This is a genomic window from Heliobacterium mobile, assembly GCF_009720735.1.
GTDB lineage: Bacteria > Bacillota > Desulfitobacteriia > Heliobacteriales > Heliobacteriaceae > Heliobacterium > Heliobacterium mobile.
Map to the genome: position 1 here is coordinate 19,366 of NZ_WNKU01000008.1, position 21,542 is coordinate 40,907.

Annotated in this window: 21 protein-coding genes; 3 read left to right on the forward strand and 18 right to left on the reverse strand. The window is 50.9% G+C overall.

Annotated elements, in window-relative coordinates:
* Positions 1 to 19: 19 nt before the first annotated feature.
* The 10 genes from hisIE to GJ688_RS08570 form a co-directional block, all read right to left on the reverse strand.
* Positions 20 to 703, reverse strand: a complete 684-nt coding sequence (hisIE, locus tag GJ688_RS08525) for a bifunctional phosphoribosyl-AMP cyclohydrolase/phosphoribosyl-ATP diphosphatase HisIE (RefSeq protein ID WP_155476131.1) — start codon at positions 701 to 703, stop codon at positions 20 to 22.
* Positions 691 to 1,476, reverse strand: coding sequence for an imidazole glycerol phosphate synthase subunit HisF (hisF, locus tag GJ688_RS08530; protein WP_155476132.1), 786 nt, complete (start codon positions 1,474 to 1,476; stop codon positions 691 to 693). The genes hisIE and hisF overlap by 13 nt, the downstream gene beginning before the upstream one ends.
* Positions 1,470 to 2,207 (reverse strand): 1-(5-phosphoribosyl)-5-[(5-phosphoribosylamino)methylideneamino]imidazole-4-carboxamide isomerase, encoded by a 738-nt coding sequence (hisA, locus tag GJ688_RS08535; protein WP_155476133.1) that lies wholly within the window; start codon positions 2,205 to 2,207, stop codon positions 1,470 to 1,472. Before hisA ends, hisF begins: the two co-directional genes overlap by 7 nt.
* The gene (gene hisH, locus GJ688_RS08540) at positions 2,201 to 2,812 is read right to left on the reverse strand and encodes an imidazole glycerol phosphate synthase subunit HisH (RefSeq protein WP_155476134.1); all 612 of its coding nucleotides are present in this window, start codon (positions 2,810 to 2,812) and stop codon (positions 2,201 to 2,203) included. The genes hisA and hisH overlap by 7 nt, the downstream gene beginning before the upstream one ends.
* A 54-nt stretch (positions 2,813 to 2,866) precedes the next feature.
* The gene (gene hisB / locus GJ688_RS08545; RefSeq protein WP_155476135.1) at positions 2,867 to 3,457 is read right to left on the reverse strand and encodes an imidazoleglycerol-phosphate dehydratase HisB; all 591 of its coding nucleotides are present in this window, start codon (positions 3,455 to 3,457) and stop codon (positions 2,867 to 2,869) included.
* The gene (gene hisC, locus GJ688_RS08550; protein ID WP_155476136.1) at positions 3,457 to 4,578 is read right to left on the reverse strand and encodes a histidinol-phosphate transaminase; all 1,122 of its coding nucleotides are present in this window, start codon (positions 4,576 to 4,578) and stop codon (positions 3,457 to 3,459) included. The genes hisB and hisC overlap by 1 nt, the downstream gene beginning before the upstream one ends.
* Positions 4,579 to 4,690: 112 nt before the next feature.
* Positions 4,691 to 5,971 (reverse strand): histidinol dehydrogenase, encoded by a 1,281-nt coding sequence (gene hisD, locus GJ688_RS08555; RefSeq protein ID WP_155476137.1) that lies wholly within the window; start codon positions 5,969 to 5,971, stop codon positions 4,691 to 4,693.
* Positions 5,972 to 5,974: 3 nt separating this feature from the next.
* Positions 5,975 to 6,637, reverse strand: a complete 663-nt coding sequence (hisG, locus tag GJ688_RS08560) for an ATP phosphoribosyltransferase (protein WP_155476138.1) — start codon at positions 6,635 to 6,637, stop codon at positions 5,975 to 5,977.
* An 88-nt stretch (positions 6,638 to 6,725) separates the two neighbouring features.
* Positions 6,726 to 7,934, reverse strand: a complete 1,209-nt coding sequence (hisZ, locus tag GJ688_RS08565) for an ATP phosphoribosyltransferase regulatory subunit (protein ID WP_155476139.1) — start codon at positions 7,932 to 7,934, stop codon at positions 6,726 to 6,728.
* A 73-nt stretch (positions 7,935 to 8,007) separates the two neighbouring features.
* Positions 8,008 to 8,331, reverse strand: a complete 324-nt coding sequence (locus tag GJ688_RS08570; protein WP_155476140.1) for a YerC/YecD family TrpR-related protein — start codon at positions 8,329 to 8,331, stop codon at positions 8,008 to 8,010.
* Positions 8,332 to 8,519: 188 nt separating this feature from the next.
* On the opposite strand from GJ688_RS08570, the gene GJ688_RS08575 reads away from it, so the two are divergent.
* Complete coding sequence (locus GJ688_RS08575; RefSeq protein WP_328597340.1) at positions 8,520 to 8,735, forward strand: Sec-independent protein translocase subunit TatA/TatB; 216 nt, start codon at positions 8,520 to 8,522, stop codon at positions 8,733 to 8,735.
* A 68-nt stretch (positions 8,736 to 8,803) separates the two neighbouring features.
* Here the strand turns inward: GJ688_RS08575 and GJ688_RS08580 are convergent, their stop codons facing one another.
* The 6 genes from GJ688_RS08580 to GJ688_RS08605 form a co-directional block, all read right to left on the reverse strand.
* Positions 8,804 to 10,702 carry a coiled-coil domain-containing protein gene (locus GJ688_RS08580; RefSeq protein WP_155476141.1) on the reverse strand — a complete coding sequence of 633 codons (1,899 nt, stop codon included), beginning with the start codon at positions 10,700 to 10,702 and terminating at the stop codon, positions 8,804 to 8,806.
* Positions 10,703 to 10,835: 133 nt separating this feature from the next.
* A complete protein-coding gene (locus GJ688_RS08585; RefSeq protein WP_170291807.1) occupies positions 10,836 to 12,095 on the reverse strand; it encodes an HD-GYP domain-containing protein in 1,260 nt (419 codons plus the stop codon).
* A 282-nt stretch (positions 12,096 to 12,377) separates the two neighbouring features.
* The gene (locus tag GJ688_RS08590; RefSeq protein ID WP_328597341.1) at positions 12,378 to 13,694 is read right to left on the reverse strand and encodes an amidohydrolase; all 1,317 of its coding nucleotides are present in this window, start codon (positions 13,692 to 13,694) and stop codon (positions 12,378 to 12,380) included.
* A gap of 128 nt (positions 13,695 to 13,822) precedes the next feature.
* Positions 13,823 to 16,699: a DEAD/DEAH box helicase gene (locus GJ688_RS08595; protein ID WP_235910872.1), complete on the reverse strand. Its 2,877-nt coding sequence runs from the start codon at positions 16,697 to 16,699 to the stop codon at positions 13,823 to 13,825.
* A 104-nt stretch (positions 16,700 to 16,803) separates the two neighbouring features.
* On the reverse strand, positions 16,804 to 18,066 hold the full coding sequence (locus GJ688_RS08600) for a hypothetical protein (RefSeq protein ID WP_155476144.1): 1,263 nt from the start codon (positions 18,064 to 18,066) through the stop codon (positions 16,804 to 16,806).
* Positions 18,067 to 18,185: 119 nt separating this feature from the next.
* Positions 18,186 to 18,467 carry a hypothetical protein gene (locus GJ688_RS08605; protein ID WP_155476145.1) on the reverse strand — a complete coding sequence of 94 codons (282 nt, stop codon included), beginning with the start codon at positions 18,465 to 18,467 and terminating at the stop codon, positions 18,186 to 18,188.
* 201 nt (positions 18,468 to 18,668) lie between these two features.
* Here GJ688_RS08605 and GJ688_RS08610 point away from each other — a divergent pair, with 201 nt between their 5' ends.
* Positions 18,669 to 19,208: a nitroreductase family protein gene (locus tag GJ688_RS08610; protein WP_170291808.1), complete on the forward strand. Its 540-nt coding sequence runs from the start codon at positions 18,669 to 18,671 to the stop codon at positions 19,206 to 19,208.
* Between the two features lie 93 nt (positions 19,209 to 19,301).
* Here the strand turns inward: GJ688_RS08610 and GJ688_RS08615 are convergent, their stop codons facing one another.
* Together GJ688_RS08615 and GJ688_RS08620 are read right to left on the reverse strand one after the other, a co-directional pair.
* On the reverse strand, positions 19,302 to 19,694 hold the full coding sequence (locus GJ688_RS08615; protein WP_155476147.1) for a hypothetical protein: 393 nt from the start codon (positions 19,692 to 19,694) through the stop codon (positions 19,302 to 19,304).
* 126 nt (positions 19,695 to 19,820) lie between these two features.
* The gene (locus GJ688_RS08620) at positions 19,821 to 20,057 is read right to left on the reverse strand and encodes a hypothetical protein (protein ID WP_155476148.1); all 237 of its coding nucleotides are present in this window, start codon (positions 20,055 to 20,057) and stop codon (positions 19,821 to 19,823) included.
* Between the two features lie 256 nt (positions 20,058 to 20,313).
* Between GJ688_RS08620 and GJ688_RS08625 the strand changes: the two genes are divergently transcribed.
* On the forward strand, positions 20,314 to 21,495 hold the full coding sequence (locus tag GJ688_RS08625) for a VanW family protein (RefSeq protein WP_155476149.1): 1,182 nt from the start codon (positions 20,314 to 20,316) through the stop codon (positions 21,493 to 21,495).
* Positions 21,496 to 21,542 lie beyond the last annotated feature (47 nt).

Consider the following 21,542-nt stretch of genomic DNA (forward strand, 5'->3'; position numbering starts at 1 on the left):
CCTTATGTTCCCTATTGAATTATCTTCTCTTCTTTAACTCCTGGGCGATTTCGTCTAATTCGATCCCGTGATACCGCATCAACACCAGCAGATGATACAAGAGATCCGACGTCTCATAGACAATCTCGCCTCGGTCATTGTTCTTCGAACCGATGATGACCTCAGCGGTCTCCTCGCCCACCTTTTTCAAGATCTTGTCCTGCCCTTTTGAAAATAGGTAGGTCGTATAGGAACCTTCAGGCATTTCCTTCTGCCGTGAGGCAATGACACCGGAAAGTTCCTCCAGAATCGCCCCAATCTCAGTTTTATCGTCACAGCCGTCAGAGATAGCCGCAGCTTCAAATCCAACGGTCTCCCCGGCCTGTCCGCCGATAGGCCGGAAACAGGAAAAAGAACCTTCATGGCAGGCGGCGCCGGTCTGTTCGACCTGAAAGAGCAGGCAGTCGCGGTCGCAATCGTATTCGAGGGCCACCACATTTTGTACATGGCCAGACGTAGAGCCCTTATGCCACAATTCCTTGCGGCTGCGACTATAGTAGTGGCATTCGCCTGTTTCTAGTGTCTTTGAAAGCGATTCTTTGTTCATATAGGCCACCATCAGCACGCGGCCGCTTTTCGCATCTTGGACTACAGCTGGGATGAGGCCTTGATGATCGAATTTTAATCCCTCAATAAATGCCGGATCTATGTTCAGTCGCGCCATTTTCGCACGTGCACTCCTTTTCCCCGAAGGTACTCTTTGGTTTCGCGAATGGTGTACTCCTTATAATGGAAGATGGAGGCGGCCAAGGCGGCATCGGCTTTGCCAGCCGTCAAACCTTCGCAGATGTGCTCCAAGTTCCCCACACCGCCCGATGCGATGACCGGTATCTTTACAGCTTCGCTTACGGCCCGAGTCAAGGGGATGTCGTAACCATCTTTGGTTCCATCCTTGTCCATGCTGGTCAACAGGATTTCACCGCAACCTAGTTCTTCCACCTTACGAGCCCATTCCAGCACGTCGATACCGGTCGGTTTCCGGCCGCCATGGGTGTAGACTTCCCATCCCTCCAACAAGCGTCCTTCTTCGTCCCGCCGACGTCGTGCATCGATAGCTACGACGATGCATTGGGAACCGAATTTCCAGGCACTGTCTCCGATCAGTTGCGGCGTTTGCACCGCTGATGTGTTCAGAGAGATTTTGTCAGCGCCTGCCTTCAGCATCTCCCGAATGTCTTCGACTGTTCGCAGACCGCCGCCGACGGTAAAGGGGATGAAGACCTCTTCCGCCGTCCGCCGGACCACGTCAAGCATGATGGCTCGTCCGTCAGAAGAAGCGGTAATATCCAAGAAAACCAGTTCATCAGCGCCTTCTTTGTCATATACAGCAGCCAGTTCTACGGGGTCGCCGGCGTCCCGTAAATTGACAAAGTTCGTTCCTTTCACGACGCGTCCCCCATGGACGTCAAGGCAGGGGATGATGCGTTTCGCTAGCATGCGTCTTCCCCCCTGACGATCCGGAGCGCTTCAGCCAGTTCAATGGAGCCAGTGTAGATGGACTTGCCTAAGATAGCCCCTTCCACACCGTCCTTTTCCAGTGCGGCGCAAGCTTTGACATCGTCGATGGTGGCGAATCCGCCAGAGGCAATGATCTTCAGTCCTGTTTTACGGGCTAGTTCAGCCGTCGATTTCAAGTTCGGGCCGGCCAAAGTGCCGTCTTTGGATATGTCCGTATAAATGACGCGGCGAACACCGAGTTTTTTCATGTCCACAGCCAGTTCCAATGCGGTCACTTGAGAGGTGCCCGCCCATCCGTCCGTTGCCACCCACCCGTCTCGTGCGTCTAGACCGAGAACGATGCGCTGGCCGTATTCCTTACAAGCGATTTCCATCATTTCTGGATTGCGGATGGCGGCTGTTCCGAGGATGACTCGGGAAACGCCGAGGCGTAAATATTTATCGATAATGTTCATATCGCGGATGCCGCCGCCCAATTGCACACCGACGGTGAGGGCCTGAACGATGGAACGAATGACGTCGAAGTTTTTCGGTTCCCCTTCAAAAGCACCGTCTAAGTCGACGAGATGAACCATTTGAGCTCCCTTGGCCTGCCAGGAAAGGGCTTGGGCCACCGGATCGTCGTTATATACGGTCGCATCTTCCATTTTGCCTTGGTACAGGCGTACGCAGCGTCCTTCTTTTAAATCAATAGCCGGAAATATCAGCATGCTTCCACCTGCTTTCCAAAGTTCCGTAAAATGCGCAATCCCAGATCGCTCGATTTTTCCGGGTGAAACTGTGCACCAAAGACATTATCTCGTCCGGCTACGGCGCAAAAGTCAAAACCATAATCTGCCGTAGCGATCGTCAGTTCTTCGTCACCAGGGTCGACGAAGTAAGAGTGGACGAAATAAAACTCTGAACCGGTTTCAATCCCTTCCATGATCGGGTTGGATCTCCGTACAGTCAATTCGTTCCAGCCCATGTGAGGCACTTTCAGTCCCGGAGGCAAACGCCGGACTTGGCCGGGAAAAATGCTAAGTCCTTCGAAGTGTCCGCCTTCTTCACTCGCTTCAAACATGAGTTGAAAACCTAAGCAAATGCCCATAAAAGGTTTCCCGGCAGCGACGATTTCGTGAATCGGTTCAACCATGCCGGTCTGACGTAAATTTTCCATGGCGTCAGCGAAGGCCCCCACACCCGGCAATATGACTGCGGGGGCTTTGCGCACCGCTTCCGGATCGCTGGTGATATAGCTGCTGTATCCGACTTTTTCTAGCCCTTTTTGCACGCTCCGCAAGTTTCCCATTCCATAGTCGATGATGGCGATCAAAGTGCCCGCCCCCTTTCGGTTTTCATTCTTCCTATATGGACTTGTAATTAGATTTTATAATAGGCCTTTCGTCGACAACACCCGATCTTTATTTGCGGAATCGATAGACACAGCCTCTTTCAGAGCACGACCAAGAGCTTTGAAGATGGCTTCAATGATATGGTGACCGTTTCCGCCTTCGAGAAGATGGATGTGCAAGTTCATGGCAGCGGTATTAGAGAAAGCCCGGAAAAATTCCTCTACCATCTCCGTCTCCAGTTGACCGACCCGCTCTACGGGAATCTTCGCCTTGTAGACGAGAAATGGCCGGCCGCTTAGATCAAGGCAGACACGAACTAATGTCTCGTCCATGGGCACATAGGCATGGCCGTAACGGCGAATGCCTTTTTTGTCCCCCAAGGCTTTTGCCAAGGCCGTACCTAGGCTGATCCCCAGGTCCTCTACCGTATGGTGAGTGTCGACCTCCAGGTCGCCCTTACAGCTTACAGCCAGGTCCAATTGACCGTGCCGGGAGAGCAAGGTGAACATGTGGTCGAGAAAGCCGATGCCAGTCTTCCCCTCATAATGACCTTCCCCGTCTAGGTTCAGGTCAATGCTGATTCGGGTCTCCGCCGTATTGCGAACGACCGAGGCGTTGCGGCTCATCAACGCCACCCCCCAGTCGATGGGTCGGCGAGGTCCCCTAAGGCGGCTAAGAGTTTCCTGTTTTCTTCGGGCCGGCCGACGGTGACGCGCAAAGTGCCGTCGAGGCCGGGTCCGCCGCCTAATTTTCGCACCAGAACACCCCGGTCCATCAGACCTTGGTGAATTTCCGCCGCCCGGCGAACCTGCTCTTCCTTCGTAGACCCAGGCAAACGTAAAAAGATGTAGTTGGCATCCGTAGCGAAGACCTGCCAGGCAAAGCGACCTAGTTCTGCACAGAGGGTCTCCCGCTCGGCCAAAACTTCTTTTACCTGCGCTTCGAAAGCAGTTCGCTCTTCAATGGCAATCGTAGCCGCCCGCTGGGAGAAGGCATTTACGTTAAAGGGCTGTCTCACCTTGTGGATTTCGTTGATGATTTCAGCAGACGCTACGGTATAACCGACCCGCAGCCCAGCCAATCCAAAAGCTTTCGAAAAGGTCCGCATGATGACCATATTTGGGAATTCGTCGAGACGCCCCATGAGGCTTTTCCCAGCGAATTCGTAATAGGCTTCATCTACAATGACGATCTTGTCGGTTCCCCTGACGACGGCTAGGATGTCTTCTTCGGCGAAACAATTGCCGGTCGGGTTGTTGGGGTTGCAGATGATGATCACCCGCGCCTCTTCCCGTGCCGCCGCGGCTAACAGACCTTGGACATCCAGTCGAAAGGTATTACCCTCTTCGTTCAAGGGCACATCGATGACATTCCCGCCCATGTAGCGGGTTGCCATGCTGTACATGACGAAGGTGGGATTGGAGACAACCGTCGCGAGTCCCGGCCCGCCAAAGGTGAGCAAGACCAACTGGATAGCTTCGTCGGAACCATTGCTGACCAGGATTTCGGCGGCATTACGGCCGGTATATTCACTTAAGGCTTGACGAAGTTCTTTCGCTTCACCATCGGGATAACGAGTGAATGGATAAAATGCCAATTCCTGCTGAAGGCGCTCGACATAGCGTTGGGGCCAGGGAAAGGGGTTCTCGTTGGCATCCACCTTGACCCCTTCCGGGTAGACCTTGGCCTGGTATGGAACAATATCCCGGATGTCTTGCCGCACCCAGCGCAGCGGATCATTCGTCATGCCAACATTCCTCGCTCTCTGATTCTGTGTAATTGTGGAAGGCCTATTGTCATTAGGCCACTATTATAATTCCGTTGATATAATTACAATTGTGATTGCAACGGGATTCGTTTTATTTTTCGATTCGTACGGCGACTGCGTTCGCGTGAGCATCCAAACCCTCACATTTGGCTAAGGCGAGAATATCGTCGGCCGCCTGTTCAAAACGGGCTTTTGAATAGGCGATGACACTCGTCTTTTTCATGAAGGTATCCACGTTCAGCGGCGAGTAAAAGCGGGCTGTTCCACCTGTAGGCAGAACGTGGTTGGGGCCGGCGTAGTAGTCACCGACTGGCTCTGGTGAATAGGGACCTAAGAAAATGGCACCCGCTTGGGTTAGTTTGCCTAACAAGGCGAACGGTTCTTTTGTCAACACTTCTAAGTGTTCGGGCGCATAGCGGTTTGCTACTTCACAGGCTTCATCCAGGTCTTTGACGACGATGACAGCGCTGTTATCTTTTAAGGCTTGTTCCATGATCTCCCGGCGGGGCAAGTAATCCATTTGCCGCTGGATTTCCCCTTCGACGGCTCGGGCCAGTATTTCTGACGGTGTCACCAGGACTGCCGCTGCCCGCACATCGTGCTCCACCTGAGACAAGAAGTCAGCCGCCACATAAGCGGGCGGAGCCGTTTCATCGGCGATAACCAGGATTTCCGAAGGACCGGCCAACATATCGATATCGACAGTCCCATAGACTTGCTTTTTAGCTAAGGTGACATAGATATTCCCAGGACCGGTGATCTTATCGACGGCTTTTAATCCAGCGCCGTAGGCCATAGCGGCTACCGCCTGAGCACCACCCATGCGGTAAATCTCGTCAACACCGGCTTCTCGAGCCGCCACCAGGGTGTACGGGTTGATGGAACCATCTTTTCCCGGCGGTGTAGCCATCACTACCTGGGGAACGCCGGCCACTTTGGCAGGTACTGCGTTCATCAATACAGATGATGGATAAGAGGCCAAGCCGCCTGGCACATAGGTTCCCACCCGCTCTAGTGGGCGGATGAGTTGGCCCAGCATGGTTCCATCGGCTTCCGGCTCGATCCAGGAGGGGCGCAGTTGTTTTTCATGGTAGCGCCGGATATTATCCCGGGCCCGGCGCAATGCAGCGAGCACCTCGGGGTCGACCTTGCTGTAGGCTTCATCGATTTCCGCTTCGGAAACACGGAAGTTCGCCTCATTTACAGTGGCACCGTCAAAACGCTTCGTATATTCAAAAACAGCCTCCACTCCTCTGCAACGAATCGTCTCGAGAACTTGAGCCACCTGGACCGATACGTTCGCATCGTCGAGAGTCTTTTTCTGCAAATAGTTATCGGCATCGATCGAGGGATAGGTGATCAGGCGTACCATTGTTTAGTATGTCACCTCTCTGTCTTTGACGAGACTTCGAATCCGTTCTACCACCGGCTGAATACGTTGGTGCTTTAATCGGTAGGAGACACGGTTAGCGATGAGTCGTGCTGTGGCATGGAAGATGTCCTCCACGGCGACCAGATTGTTTTCCTTTAGGGTGCGGCCTGAGGAGACAATATCGATGATCATGTCCGCCAAGCCTACAGCTGGTGCCAATTCGATATTGCCGTGAAGTTTGATGATCTCCACCTGCATGCCTTTTTCGGCGAAAAAGCTTTCGGCCACTTTCGGGAACTTCGTTGCCACCCGGCGGTGGTTGAACTGGGTCAGGTCGCGGCCTTTCTTGGCCGCCGTCTCCGGTAAGGCTACGACGAAACGGCAGTGACCGAATTTCAAGTCCACCAGCTCCATGATGTCCTTGTCCTGCTCGACGATGGTATCTTTACCGACGATGCCGATATCGGCGGCACCGTATTCGACAAAGGTGGGGATGTCTGTGGGCCGGCAAATGATGTAATTCAACCGCTCTTTTTCATGGCGGATGACGAGCTTACGGCTGTCTTCCGAGAGGTTTTTCGTGCAAAGGCCGGCTTCTTGAAGCAGCGGAATCGCGTCTTCAAAGAGCTTTCCTTTGGGTAAGGCTATGGTGAGCATATCTTTCATGGGTTCGCCCCCTATCTTTCTTCCGATGAGAATTCGCTACTGACAATTCCCTTCATCTTGCAGACTTAATCTATAGTGATTAGAACAGTTACGCTTCGGCTGGGTCGTCGCCGCCTTTGCGATACAAAACTACTTCCTCGATTCCACGCAGAGCGGCATAGGCTTTTAGCTCCGCTTCTTCCCGTCCGAGCACGTCGATCTCGACGGAGCGGCCTTCCTGGCGCAAACGGCCGGCGACGGCGATGATTTTTTCCGTGTTGTCTCCACCGATCAGCATATCCGGCACCGGAACCGGTTCAGGCTCCCGGGAGCGGGACAAGGCGAGCAGGACGCGATCCAGTCCGATGGCAAAACCTGTTGCAGGACAGTCGAAGCCAACTTGACCAAGCAGTCCGTCATAACGGCCGCCGCCACAGATCGGAAAGCCGAGGCCGACCGTGTATCCTTCAAAAACAATGCCTGTATAGTAATCGAATCCCCGCAAGACTCCTAGATCGAGCGCTACATAATCCTCCACACCGTAAGTTCGCAGCGCATCATAGACCTGGCGCAAGTTGTTTAAGCCTTGACGAGCCCGTTCATTGACCGCCAGCGGTAAAGCCTGTACCAGGACTTCTCGCCCACCATGCAGGGTAGGAAGTTTCAATAGCAATTCTGCTTGGCTGTCGTTGAGACCTTCTTTTGCCAGCATTTCCTCGAGGCTCACGAAGTCCTTCTTGGCGACGAGGCTGCGGACCTTGGATTTCTGTTCATCGGATAGGGGAAGTTCTTCCATCAAACCGTTGAAGACCTCGATCTGACCCAAGGAAATCTGAAAATCTTCCAAACCCGACTGACGCAGCGCTTCAACGGCCAAAGCGATCACTTCCGCGTCAGCGAGAGGACCGGGAGCGCCGATCAGTTCCACTCCCGCTTGAAAAATCTCTCTCTGCCGGCCAGCCTGAGGATCGTCGTAGCGAAAGACGTTGGCTGCATAGTGAAGGCGCAAGGGGAATTGGCTTTTTTTGAGCCGCGTAGCCACCACCCGGGCAATGGGTGTGGTCATCTCAGGCCGCAGAGCCAGGATACGCCCTTGCCGGTCAAAAAACTGAAACATCCGGTCGTCCCGGATCTCTTCTCCTGTATCGACAGCCAAGGCATCCATGTATTCCACAGTTGGGGTGATCACTTCTTGATAGCCCCAGGTGGTGAACAAGTCGGTCCATTTGTTTTCTAAGATGCGTTTATTCCGGGCGTCTCCCGGCAGCAGATCTCGCATCCCCGCCGGGATCTGCAACAAGTTTCGCTCTTTGGCCATGGTACCCCTCATCCTCTCTTAAGCGCTTTATCAATTCATCTAAGTGAAGTAACATAGTGATGAATTAAGGGTATCATGGGGTTTTTTCGCTGTCAACGGTTTTTTTTCTTTCCTTCAACCGCTCTAAGATGAGACGGTAGCCGTCCGCGCCATAAACAAGGCAACGTTTGACTCGAGAGATCGTCGCCGGACTGGCGCCGGTCTTTTCGGCGATATGAGTGTAAGTGCTGTCCTGTTCCAACATTTTTGCTACTTCCATCCGCTGCCCCAGCGCTTTTAATTCGGCGATGGTGCAGATGTCTTCAAAAAAACGGTAACATTCGTCTTCGTTCTCCAGCAAGAGGATGGCTTCGAAGAGCTTGTCCAAAGCCGGGTCTTTCAGTTTTGACGATGTCAAACGACAACTCTCCCACTTATCAGTATCGGTAAATATAAACTAATTCTTGTTTTCTACTCCATTATCCTTTTTTATGTGTTAAATCGATGAAAAACCCCATTTAGGGGTATATATAGTTTCGGACCCTTGAGCCCTCAATTTGTTTCTGCTATACTTATACAAATGTCCGACGTCAGGAGGAGGTAACTGTGTACACCTTCGGGTTCATCAACAGTCCGCTTCAGTGGCTTGTCATTTTAGTCATCGTCTTGATTTTTTTTGGCGCCAAGCGGCTGCCGGAAATTGGACAAGCTATGGGTAAAAGTATCAAGGAGTTTAAAGACGAGGTGGCTCCCGAAAAAACTCCAGGCGATAAAGCGAAAGAAGTGGAAGCTCGGGTTATTGACAACGAGAAAAAAGAGTAAAAGATTAAAGATGGCTGTCCCCGCGATCCTTTCGGGGCAGCCATCTTCCTTTATATAATGAACACCTTCTATTTCCCGGAGTTCTTCCCCCAACGAAATCCGTGCTTGAAAAACTCGACCGTTTTTCCAACCAACTGGTCCATCATGTCTGTTTGTTCTGGATCGCTCCATTCTGTTTCAACTTGCTCTTCTTCTTTTTCGAGCCGGTTTGGAGCAGACCGTTTCTCGTTCAGTTTGTCCATCGGGATCAGCGACTGCGGCTCAGCGTTCAAACGCATATGATGTAATTCTTTTCGGATCTGTTCCTCTTCTTTGCGCAGTTCGTCCCGTAGCACTTCCGAATGGTCTAATTGGGCTCGGGTGATCGCCAATTCATCTTGAAGGGACACCATCATTTCGTGCGAACAGGACCGGAGTAATTCTCGCAGTCGTTTGACTTCCCGCTGTAATTTTTCCAGTTCTTCTTTGAGTAGCATGTCATGGATCTCTTCGTACAAGCGGGCTTTACCGACGATCAACTCTTCTTCTTCGCGCTTCGCTCCCTGAAGCTGGCCTTCGGAAGATGTCAAATCCTCCCGGAAACCCAATCGACCTTTTAACTCCCGATTCTCCTGCTCCAAGATGAATAGGAATTCGGACAGTTGTTCTCGCCGTTCTTCCGAACGTTCCAATTCTTGGCCTAGTGAGGTCAGACTTTGTTTTAATTCTTCCATGAGCAGGGGAGTCGTTTCACCCATACGGGCCTGGAGCCGCCGGTTCTCTTCTTGCAAGCGATCCCGCTCTTCTTCTGCCAACATCCGATGGAAAGATTCCTGCCGCTTTACTTTTTCAATCTCCGCGGTTACATCCACAGGGGTTTGGGGAGTTATACCGCCCGCTTCGAGCAAGGCCACCTTGCGTTTCAGTTCCTCTTGATCTTGCTCCATACTGAACAACTGGTTCAGTATGACTTTGCGCCGTTCCTCGGACCGTTTTAGTTCAACCTCAGCCTGGTTCAGCTTTCTCTCTAGCTCTTGCACCTTCTGCGGATTGCAATTGAGCAGTTTCTCTTCTAGATTGCGGTTCTCTTCACGCAGCCGGTGTAAATCGCCGACCAATCGAGCCCGGTCTTTCTGAGATTGTTCGACCAAAGCTTCCTTTAAGCGATGTTTCTCCTTCGGTCCTTTCCAGGTCCGCCAACAGCGAGTTACGATTTGCCTTGCCGCTGCCAGGGGGCTATCGATCCATTCGTCAATGAGCCAATAGCCGAAGGGTTTTATCTTCGACTCTGGATGGACAAAAAAGCTATACATGTCGGTGAGCTTTAAGGCGCTCAACAGGACAGGTTCGTCAAAAGTCAAGATGTTGTCTTCTTCATGCTGGATGATCAGCAGAAAGTCGCCGCCCTGCCGTGACGCTTCTAAGATGGCCCGGGCTACTTCTTCAGGCTGGTTCATATCGGCGCTGTGCAAGTGAACTTGAAAGCGCCGGGCTTTTCGAAATTTGTGTTGCACCATTAGAGTGAAGGGGTTTTTTTCTCCGGCGATCAGATGTATCTTGACGGAGCCTTTTTCAGCATCGACAGGCCAGTCCCGTTTCTCCCGCTTGCCAATGAAACCTTCCTCAACCAATTGGCGAACCTGTTCTTGCCTGGAGATCTCTCCTGTTGTAACCGGTTCTACGTTTTTTACCTGCAGCCATTCGAGACGCTTTCCCTGTTTGCTCGACGGCCATAGGACGGGGTGTCCTACAGCAGCTACTACCATTCCCGGTTTACAACGGCAAGCGATGTTCTCCGGCATCATCCAGTACATGGTTCGGCCCTCTTTGTCGAGGACCGACCAGAGGCAGGATTGTCCGATAGGCATGCGTTCTGGCAATAATTCAGCGATGACGCGAAATTCCATTTGCGCTAATTTTTCTTTCGCTTCCTTCTCTAAAAGCCGGTTCATGCCGTCAAAAAAGGCGCGTGCCGTAAATCGTTTCAATTTCGTCGCTCACCTTTCTCTTAGGAGCACTTATCACCATCATATTCCGTTAGTTCAGCTGAATTGTCAATTGTCTTCTCGAAGTCCTTAGCAAAAAACGCGCTGCTCGGTGGAATCCGGCGCGCGTTTTTTGCTAGGTCATTTTTTCCCGGAGCACTTGTTTGATAAACATGTCTGGTCGTTCTCGCAAGTGCACCAGATAGGGACTGACCACTTTTCGTCCATCTTTATCGTCGGTCAACAAGATCGTGGGGAGTAAAGGCGAATCTATGTAGAATTTGACCACATATCCCTCTTCTCCAGTGTTTAGGCGGACCTTCGTGTTCAGCATCAGATCCCGCATGCGGTCCACAAACACATGGACGATATGTTTGTCGAGGTAATCCGTCATCTCCTTGGCGAGGATATCGACGGCGTGCAGTTGGTCAACCTTATCATGATGACCGAAGTTAGACGTCGCCATCGAGTAAACGTCTGCGACCGCAACGATCCGGGCAAAGAGATGAATCTGAGCGTATTGCAGTCCTTGGGGGTAGCCATTCCCAGAACATTTCTCGTGGTGATGAAGGATACAGAAGTATTCCTCTTTGGACAGCATTGACTCCTTATCTTGGAAATACTTCACACCAAAAACCGGGTGCTTCTTAAGCAGTTCCGTCTCGCGCTCTGTCAGCGGTCCCTGTTTATTGAGAACTGATTTGGGAATGTAGATTTTCCCCACATCGTGAAGAATCGCTCCGGTGGCGAGCCGCCTCAAATCGTCTCCACTGACGCCAAGGTTGATCCCGATCATCGTACTCAATAAGCACACATCGACAGAATGGTGAAGTATATGATCGTCTAAGTCCCATAACCGGGATAGGCGCAAGCTGACTTTTTCGTCTTTTACCACCGTATCTACGATGTCCGAAGTCATTTTTCGGACCGGTTCTTCCTGAAAACCATTGCCCTGGCGAATGTCCATAAAAACATCTCGGACAGTCTCAATGGATTCCTGGAACAGCTTTTCCTCTTGTTTCGATTTCTTCAGGGAGAGGAATTTTTCATAGAGTACTTCTTGGCTTTTATCGCCCGATTCGCTGATACTATCGATCTTTCCTGATGGGGGTTTTTCCACAGGGATCGTCGCACCCGGTTCGCTTGCTTGAGAATCTGAAGTCGGTCGTCGCACACTGACGCTAACCCCTACCTGTGATGGTTGTTCCTCATCAGTGGATTCATCGGAATCTTCGGCGGTCTTACTAGTTAACATGCCGATTTCTTCCCACTTGAGGATTTGCTGATAAATCCTTTCGGTGATCACCGTTCCTTTAGGTATCAGCAAGCGACCCTTCAAAGAAAAGATATCATGTCCCAGTTCATCGCCAACATTGTAATGCCGGGAAATAATCATCGTACACACCACCGGCCTTATTTTCTTTTTTGACGCGAACAAATCTTTTGTCCCTATTTTCTCTATATAGGGACAGCCCCATCGTCTTACCCTTATCGACAACAGAACTACGGTCCGCAATGACCCTTAGCCCTTGTTATGCGTTCTCTCTTTTTATTATTTTTTCCTTCTTTTTTTCTAGGTATATTTGGATTTTTTTCGCATTATCCGAAAATGCATTAAGATATAATACAAAAACAAACTTTAGCGCGAAATTTTTCTCGAGCCTGTCGTCATTCTTTTTTAGATCGGGAACTCGCTCTGCTGACCCAAAATTACTCTGCAAGCTGCCCTTTGAGCTTTTCTCAGGACTTCTTTTTCATCCATGCACCGTAGACGCCGTTGCTCCATAACAACTTGACCGTGAATGATGACGGTGTCCACATCGGCACCGTTGGCAGAATAGGCGAGCAATGCACAGATATCTGTACGGGGATAGAGATGAGGCTTTTCTACATCAACGAGAATTAAATCAGCCCGTTTCCCCACTTCGATGGTCCCCACTTCCTGTTCAAGACCGAGTGCTTTTGCACCTTCAATGGTCGCCATACGCAGAACGTCATAAGCTTTGATCGCGGTTGGATCGGCAGCCCTGTTTTTCTGCATCCAAGCGGTCGCTTTGATTTCTTCAAACATGTCTAGGGTGGAAGCACTGCCGGCTCCATCAGTACCCAAGGCAACTGTAATGCCCATTTTTCGAAGTTCCACCACAGGTGCCACACCGCAGCCTAGTTTTTGATTGCTAACGGGATTGTGGGAGATACCGCCTCTGAATCCCCGTAGGAGGTACATATCATCTCGGGATACATTGACGGCGTGAGCCAGCAGGCAATGATGGTCCTCAAACATACCGAGGTCGTAGAGGTATTTGACAGGCGATTTGCCGTAGTGATGAAAAATATGTTCTACCTCCTCGACAGTCTCGGCGAGGTGGATGTGAATCGGGCAATCAAAGCAGCGGGCCATGTCCATGACCTCTTTCAGCTTATCGGGTGGACAGGTATGAGGCGCGTGGGGACCAACCATGGTGGTGATCCGACCGTCCGCTTTTCCCTGCCAGTTTTCAAAAAGCTTTTGGGCCGACTGGAGGCGTCGTTCCCCTTGATCGTCGATGAAAAGCAGTCCTTGGCAAAGAGCGGCTCGCATACCCGAATCTTTGACAGCCTGCGCCACTTCATCCATGAAAAAATACATGTCGGCAAAGGTTGTCGTTCCTGATTTGATCATCTCCGCTGCTGCCAGCATCGTTCCCCAATAGACTGCATCAGCGTCAAGGCGCTCCTCGGCTGGCCAGATTTTTTGACTTAACCATTCCATTAAACGCAGGTCTAGAGAGTATCCCCGGAACAAAGACATAGCCCCATGGTTGTGACAATTGATGAAGCCGGGTAGTACTACTTTTCCGACAGCGTCGATAATGACATCGACGCCTTCTTCCGGGAGATTTTCGCCGATGTTGGTGATTGTCGATCCCTCGATGAGTATATCAACAGTTTGGATACGAGGAACATCTGTCGTCATCGGGAGCATTCTGCCCTTTTTGACAAGAAGCTTGTTCACCTTTCGCGCCTCCTTAGAAATTCGGAAAGTATAGCCTATTTTCGCTAACCCCCTCTATTTCCATTTTTAGGAGCTCTATTCCTGCTGGACGATCGTCCCTATTTGTTAGAGAACTGGGTCCATCGTAACTATTCTCTCCCGACCCACTCCCGGCGCAGAGCAAAGATTTCCCGCAGTTCCGCTGTCGATAGTTCTGTGATCCAGGCTTCACCATTGCCGACGATGGAGTCGCTCAGCCCCTGCTTGCGCTCGATCATCTCGTCGATGCGCTCTTCCATCGTTCCGAGACTGATGAACTTGTGCACCTGTACCTTTTGGCGTTGCCCGATGCGATAAACTCGGTCTGTCGCTTGGTTCTCAACAGCCGGATTCCACCATCGGTCAAAATGAAAGACGTGGTTCGCTGCAGTCAGGTTGAGGCCTAAGCCCCCCGCCCGTAAGGATAGGACCATAATGGAACAGGCCTTTTCTCCCGTTACACGGGTGTCTTGGAAACGGTCGATCATCTCGTCCCGCTGGCTACGAGGCGTGCCGCCATGAAGAAACTCGACGGGCTCACCGAGTTCTTCCTGCAGGAACGCACGAAGCAGATGACCCATCTCCACGTACTGGGTGAAGATGAGGCAGCGGTCACCTTCCTGGCGCAATTCCTCCACCATCTCCAACAGTCGATCGGCTTTGTTGGACCGGGCGCGAAAATCATTAGGCTTTTTCTCTTTCAGGATCAAAGCCGGATGGTCACAGACTTGTTTCAGTCGGGTCAAGGCGGCCAGAATGACACCCCGCCGGGCCATTCCCTCTTCCTTCTCCAGCCGTTCAAAGACTTCCTGGATGACGCCGTCGTAGAGCGATGCCTGTTCCAGTGTCAAGGGAACATATTCTTTCATTTCCTGTTTCTCTGGCAGATCCAGTTCAATGGCAGGATCCTTTTTCACGCGGCGCAACAAAAAAGGACGGATCAGTTGTTGGATCTGCCCAATCTCCCCGGACTCGCGGCGCCGTTCGATGACGCCGACGAAGCGGCGGCTGAATTCCGTCAGAGTTCCCAAATAGCCGGGATTGAGAAAATCCATGATCGACCAGAGTTCGGTCAGACGGTTTTCCATCGGCGTGCCCGTTAGGGCCACCCGATGCCGTCCAGCCAGCTTGCGGACGGCCATGGATTGTTTCGTATAGACATTTTTGATGTTCTGGGCTTCATCGAGGCAGATGCAGTCCCAGGTCGTCGATGTCAGTTCTGCCTCATCGATCTGAGCTAGGTTGTAGGAAGTAACAACCAAATCAGAACCATTAATGGCCGTTGCAAAAGCTTCTCCCTTGGGTCGCTGCGGTCCGTAGTGGAGACAGACAGTAAGTTCCGGCGCGAAGGCCGACAGCTCTTTTTGCCAGTTCCCGATGACCGATGTGGGGCAGATGAGCAGTGACGGCTGTAAGGATTTTTCCTGACTTCTCACTTGCAAGAGATAGGCGATCCATTGAATCGTTTTACCGAGACCCATGTCATCAGCGAGACATCCACCGAGGCCGAAACGGCGCAAAAAATAGAGCCATGAAAAACCGAGCCGCTGGTAAGGACGAAGGACGCCTTGAAATCCAGGTGGTTCCTTGAAGACAGGTGCTTCGGTGATCTGCGACAATTGCTTTACGAGTACAGCCAATTGCCCGTTCAACTCGACTTCTAGGCGCAAGCTGTCCTCTGCTGCAGTGTTCCCTCTTTCGCTCCCCAGCCCCGTCTGTATGCCTCCAGCCTTAAGCAGTTCATCGGTCAATTCGCTTGAATCAGCATCTCCTTCCGATGCGAGAAAATGGAACTTAAGAATTTCGGCCAACGAGAGGTCTTTTCGCTTCTGACGCATGAGTTTTAGGGCTTGATGGACAAATTCCGGATCCAGTTGAATCCACTTGCCGCGAATGTGCAAGAGACGCCGGTTCGTGCTGACAGCCTGTTGAAACTCCTCTTCACTCAGTTCAACATCACCTAAAGCCATCTTCCAGTCGAACTGAACAATCTGCTGCATGCCAAACATCGTTTCGGCACCTGAACCGATAGAGGAGCGGGTAGCCATCTTCAATCGACCTTTGGTACGGCGAATCTCTTCCCACCAGCGGGGAAGAAAAACGGTGATACCCGCCTCCGCGAGCCGTAAGCTGCCGTCAGAAAGAAACTCCCAAGCCTGTTCTTCCGTCAGCTCTGGGCGCAGCCAGGGCAATAAGTTTAACCATTTGTTCACGCTTCTGCCGATGCGTTCACCAAAAGGTTGCCACTCAGGCGGGATATGGGCCAAACCTATTGAATCGTAACCATCCTCTCCGTATACAGTGGAAGTGAAGTCTTTGTTTGCAGGGAGCTTTCTATGAAAAAGACTGTCAAAGTCGATTTCAAAGATCCGGTTCGGATCCTCTTTGTCCTGTAGGACCACCTGGAGAGACCAATGGTCCAATCCCGCTTCGGCCGCCTTTTCTTCTTCCGGCTCCGCCAGGCGCAGTCCCACTTGAAAGGGGGTTTCATCAGAGAGCCAGCCGATGGTTTCGAGCCATTCCCGCTCATCGGCGAAGGGAATCCGTTGGAGCGATTCTGGTTGAAGAAGGGGGGACGCCTCGACTATCTTTCCCCATCGCTCTTGCAGCTTCGCGTTGTCCCTCACGTAGGCATCAATGGTTACGCTAATCCACTCAGGAACATAAGGGGGAAAGTCGGTTGTGCCCATCCCTTGTTCCAGCTTCCAGCCCTGTTTTCCATTGCGCCATTGTACAAAATCAGGGGAAAAACGCTCTTCCGTCAAGGCCGTTCTAATTTGAGGAGCCAACGCTTGTAATGTTCTGATCTCGTCGGACCAGTCAAAGGTGACAAATTCATTGCCGGGCGGATTAGCAAACAATTCTAACGCCATCAAAGATGGAACAAGGATACCTACGGTTCCGTCTATATCTTCTACCACATCGGTGAAGCTTCCATAAAAGGATGAGGCATGATGAGAAAAAAGGCGAAAGTTGCATTCTCGCATATGTTCCCACGCGTCATTGCCCAGTCGTTCCGTTCTAGGGCTCCAAAGGAAAAATCCCCTGTCGGGGATCCATTTGATCTTAATGTGTAATCGAAGGACTGTCATTAGGAAATCAGCTTTCCTTTCCGCAACTCTTCTTGCAGCGCTCGTAAACGAGAATAGCGCTCTGTCAACGTATGCATATATCGCTCCCAGTCACTGGTGCGTTTGATTTTTTTATATAGGGTACGCAGTTTTTTCAACCACTTGATGGCTTCCTTATAGGCTTGACGGTTCTTCTGACCGATGAGACGAATGACTTGATGATGATATAGGGGCAACAAAGAGGCCGGTTCTCGAGCCTCTACGATAGACAGTTCGTCTCGGGGCAGTTCCAGCGGATTCGCTCCGTAGGCGACCCACAGTTCAGCCCACCGGCGGTGTTCGCCCATCTCAAGCAGGTATTGGCTGTACAACCGACGGCTCCGAGGCAGCCATTGTCGCAAAGCACCCATAAATTCGCCCCGTACATTGCAAGCTACGGCGACTTGGTTCCAGTAGATGCAAAGGGCTTCATAGTTGACCGTATCCGATAAAGACGTATACGGGATGAGCCAACGTAACCACTGCAGAAGCCTATCCCACTGCTGCTGTTGACTGAATCCTTCCAAATAAAAACGCAAGTCACGAACAATTGTGTAAAGGTATTGACCCGATAGCTTTTCTAATACACTTCTGGCCCTATCGTCATCATTCGCTGCAATGGCAAAATGGGCACGAGCAAAAAGGGCCTGATACCGACCATCGGGAGACAAGTCGTCTTTTTCTAATAGGTCCTGCAGGTGGGCTATCTCTTGTTCTGCCCAAGGTCCTCTCTGGAATAGTTCCTGCCAAAGCAGACGGTATAAGATCTGCCAATCGATACCGCGCACCGGGATACCTAGAAGAAGACGGTTACGCAATATAACCATGGCCCTTTCGACGAGAGGCTCGAATTCTTCGTTGATCTCATGGTTGGAGAGATTGTCTACATTGGCAAAGAAGTAATGTAGATACTTATTAAAAAACCCTTGCATATACACCCTATGGTCCGAACGGAACAACTGCTCTAGACGCATCAACAAGAACAGATGTCCGTGAAAACGCAGCAGTTCACTCGCCACCGGCGTCCAGTGAGCGCTGCGCGCCGACAGGGATTCCATGAAGCGGTCATATATCTGCCATGCTAGATCATTCCACATAAAAAAGGTATTGGGCGGCTTATAGGCCCTGTCAAACTCCTGGCTAAAAAAAGCCTGCCAGTCAGCCACAGGACCTGTAGGTTTCAGCCGGCCAATCTTGGCCCAGGCAGCTTTCGTATTTTTTGTTTTTTCAACCTGTTGGCGCACCGAACAGCCTCCACTCGGGATAACTCCGTCATCATCATTCTCTTATAGCATAAAACAAATCGCCGGTTTTTACCAGCAAGGGGTAAAACCGGCGACAGATAAACTGTGAGTTTATAGGGTCAGTCTTCAAACTCACCGACGTCATTCAAGTCCTTATCAATCTGATTTAAGGTTACCAGTTCTTCACAAAGCTTATTGAGGTCTGTCAGGCTGATGCTCACCAGACCATTCTCGGAAGCCGGGGCATCCATGGCGAGCTTGGCAGCCGCAGCCGCCACATCACGGAGAGCCTGTCGCTGGGCTTTTTTAGTCTCCGTTAACGTCTCCCGAAAGGCTTGAACGGTTTCTGGTGAACCACCGGAGAGTTCTACCTTCTTTTTCAGTTCCATCAGCGTATCCATGGTATCACCCCTTGCATCTTTTAGGTACTATTAGACGCAGAATACGACAAATCCTGCAAAGAAAAACGAGAGAATCGATTTCCTTTCGCTCGAAAAAGGGATGTACTTTTTAGTTGTTGTCAAAAGTTGTTGGTAGTATATTGGTAGTATGTCTCAAGTTTTTTCCCTGGCAATCTTTTTGTTTCTAGAGGAGGAATGGTTATGGCCTTATTGCCTGCTATCGAACAGCGTGAAAGCAAACGGTCCTTTCTCCCGGACCCGATTCCCCCAAGCATGCTCCACGATCTGCTGGAAGCTTTACGCTGGGCGCCCTCTTGTCGCAACTACCAGCCTTGGCGTGTCGTTGTGGTAGAAAGCAAGGTCAGTCTAGCGAAATTGGCTCAATGCCTCGCGAAAGGCAATGAATGGGCTGCCAAGGCGCCGATGGCTTTCATCGTCAGCGCTGACCCGAAGGATGACGCCACCATCGACGGAAAAGAATATTATTTCTTCGACTGCGGCCTCGCTGTACAGAATCTGCTCATCCAGGCCACCGCACTCGGCCTTTGCAGCCATCCAACAGCCGGATGGAATGAGGAGTCCTTGAAAAAAACCTTTGCAATCAACGAAAATCAACGAGTCCTCTCTGTCGTTTTCGTAGGGCTCCCCGGTTCTTTAAGCGATCTAGACGCAGAGACGCGAGCGAAAGATGAAACACCCCGAATCCGCAAACCCATAGAAGAATGGACTCATTTTGTATAGCTGCTTCTATTATTTACAATCATTGATAAAACTCAAAGAAGCAAAGAGGGGCTTACCCAATAATTTGGGCAGTCCCTCTTTGTTTGTTATTGATTAGATGTCTTCCTCTTTCGCTTTTCTTTTCTTTTTCCGTTTTGCCTTTTTGATGCTTAAACCAATTTTTTGAGTCTCCGATATGTGCCGGTTAAGATCCCTCAAGGTGAGGCGCCCTTCCTCGACGAGCTGCACCATCAAAACCGGTGTCAAGTCTTTTTTAGCAACCCCTAATTCAGCTGCCAAGGCGTCCTTGTCCAACTCATCTTTATAACGAACTGGTCGTTCAATCGTAATATGTTCTCCCCGCTCATCTTCGACAACTTGTTCGATCCATTTTTTCTGTTCCATTTCGCCGGCGATTTCTTCACGCAAGCGCTGCCTGCGTTCATTCAGTTCCTTCACCGATTCGCTCAATTGCCAGTATTCCAAAACGTTACGCTCAAAGCTCACATCCATCCTCCTTTCCTTAGAAGAGACTCATTTATTGTAACAAAAACAAAAACCGTGGCAAATAGCCACGGACAAAGCTTTCCTTCGGTTATATTTTCTTGTTCGCTACTGCACCCTTCTGAGTCGTTAAAATACTAATTTCCAGCATTCGTTGATACAACTTCCCCGAATGCCAATCCCGGGCTTTCCTCCCCACGTTCTCGGATAGAGAAGGACGACCGCCTGTCCTCCGCATTCCATACAGTTTGTCGCTTTTCGAATCGATTCACCTCTCTTCACCCGCTGTCGATCCAACTCTGTAAAAAGCTTGCCGATGGAATCAAACTGATCCAAAAATTCATCCTTGTGGTTCTGTTCGCCCACGATACTCATCTCCAGTCGCGCTTGATTAATACATATATCTCCAATTCTCAATACGAATGTTTACATTTAATTACTCCATTAACTTCAATTTCCCTTCTATCCACCCCATTTTTCTACAAAATATAGGAAAATGTTTTGGACATACCTATCACATCAGGCGAATAAATTGATCCAGTGTGAGGAGTGAACATCGTTTCATTGACGCATACACTCCCACCGATGCCTTGCCTTCGGCAATGGCTTCATCCTCTCGGAGGTGATTCGCCTGACCTACGGACAAAGAAATATCTTTATCGGTACTGCAGTACTTTGCACCTTGTTGTTTTTCGGTACAGCAGCTGGTGCAGCACCGTCGGTGACTGCGGTCAATACTTCCTCTTCGGAGAATACTGTCCCTGTCTATCCGGCAGTCCCCACGCAAACGAGCGACCCTAAGTCCACTGCAAATCCGACTTTACCCTCACAATCAAGCCCTGCAAGCACCCAAATCCCTGTCACCGTTGAACCCGTTGCTGGAGATACAAAGTCTTCGGAGATCACCAAACCGAACGTGACTTCCTCACCAGGCTCATCAACTCCAGTAACTCCAGGGCCGGCTTCGGGATCGACATCTGGCACGACACAAAACCAAACTCCTGGAAACTCCCCTACTGTTCCCTTACCTGCACAGACATTGCCGAACGGACAAAATCCTGCTGAAAAACCAACTCCGCCAATCCCTGAAATTGTACGTCCACCAAAGGGCGGCACCTTGATCTTACATATCAGTGATAACACCTTCACCTTCACCGCTGGAGAGGCCTTAACACAACTAGAATCGGGTAAATGGTCCTACCGGCCTGCCATAAGCCCAAAAGAAGCTACGGAAGAAGCGAATAACTTTGTGAACTGGGTGCCGGATGGTTCTTTTCGATTGCGCGAGGGCGCTGTGGACCGCATTGCCAAAGCCTTCCTCGACGCCAAAGATGCCGAGATGACTATCCCTTCCTGGCGCGTCATCGCAGATACGTTAATTCCATTGACCCATGTCAGCGTATCAGGCGGACAAAACTCGAGCACAGCTTTGAGTAAGATCGACGGTTTGGTCTTACCGCCGAAGGCACTCTTCTCCTTTAACCGGGATGTCGGTCCCCGAACGGAAGAAACCGGCTTTATCTCAGGAAATGTGCTGCAGGGAAACCAATATGTTCGAGAAGTGGGCGGAGGCATCTGTTTCGCCTCCACCATCGTTCATCAGGCGGTCGCACAGACGGGCTTTGAAATCCTCGAACATCACCATCATTCCATCAGGGCTCCTTACGTCGAACCAGGAGGAGACGCTACCGTCTATTATGGCGTCTTTGATTACCGCTTCCGCAACGGCGACTATGATCTACTCTTCGAAAAGCGTGAAACTCCGGAAGCACTTGGTCTTCGTCTATGGCAAGCCGTCGAATAAAAGCCGAAAAAAGAGCCGCCCGATGACCGATAGATTCCGGTCGCAGG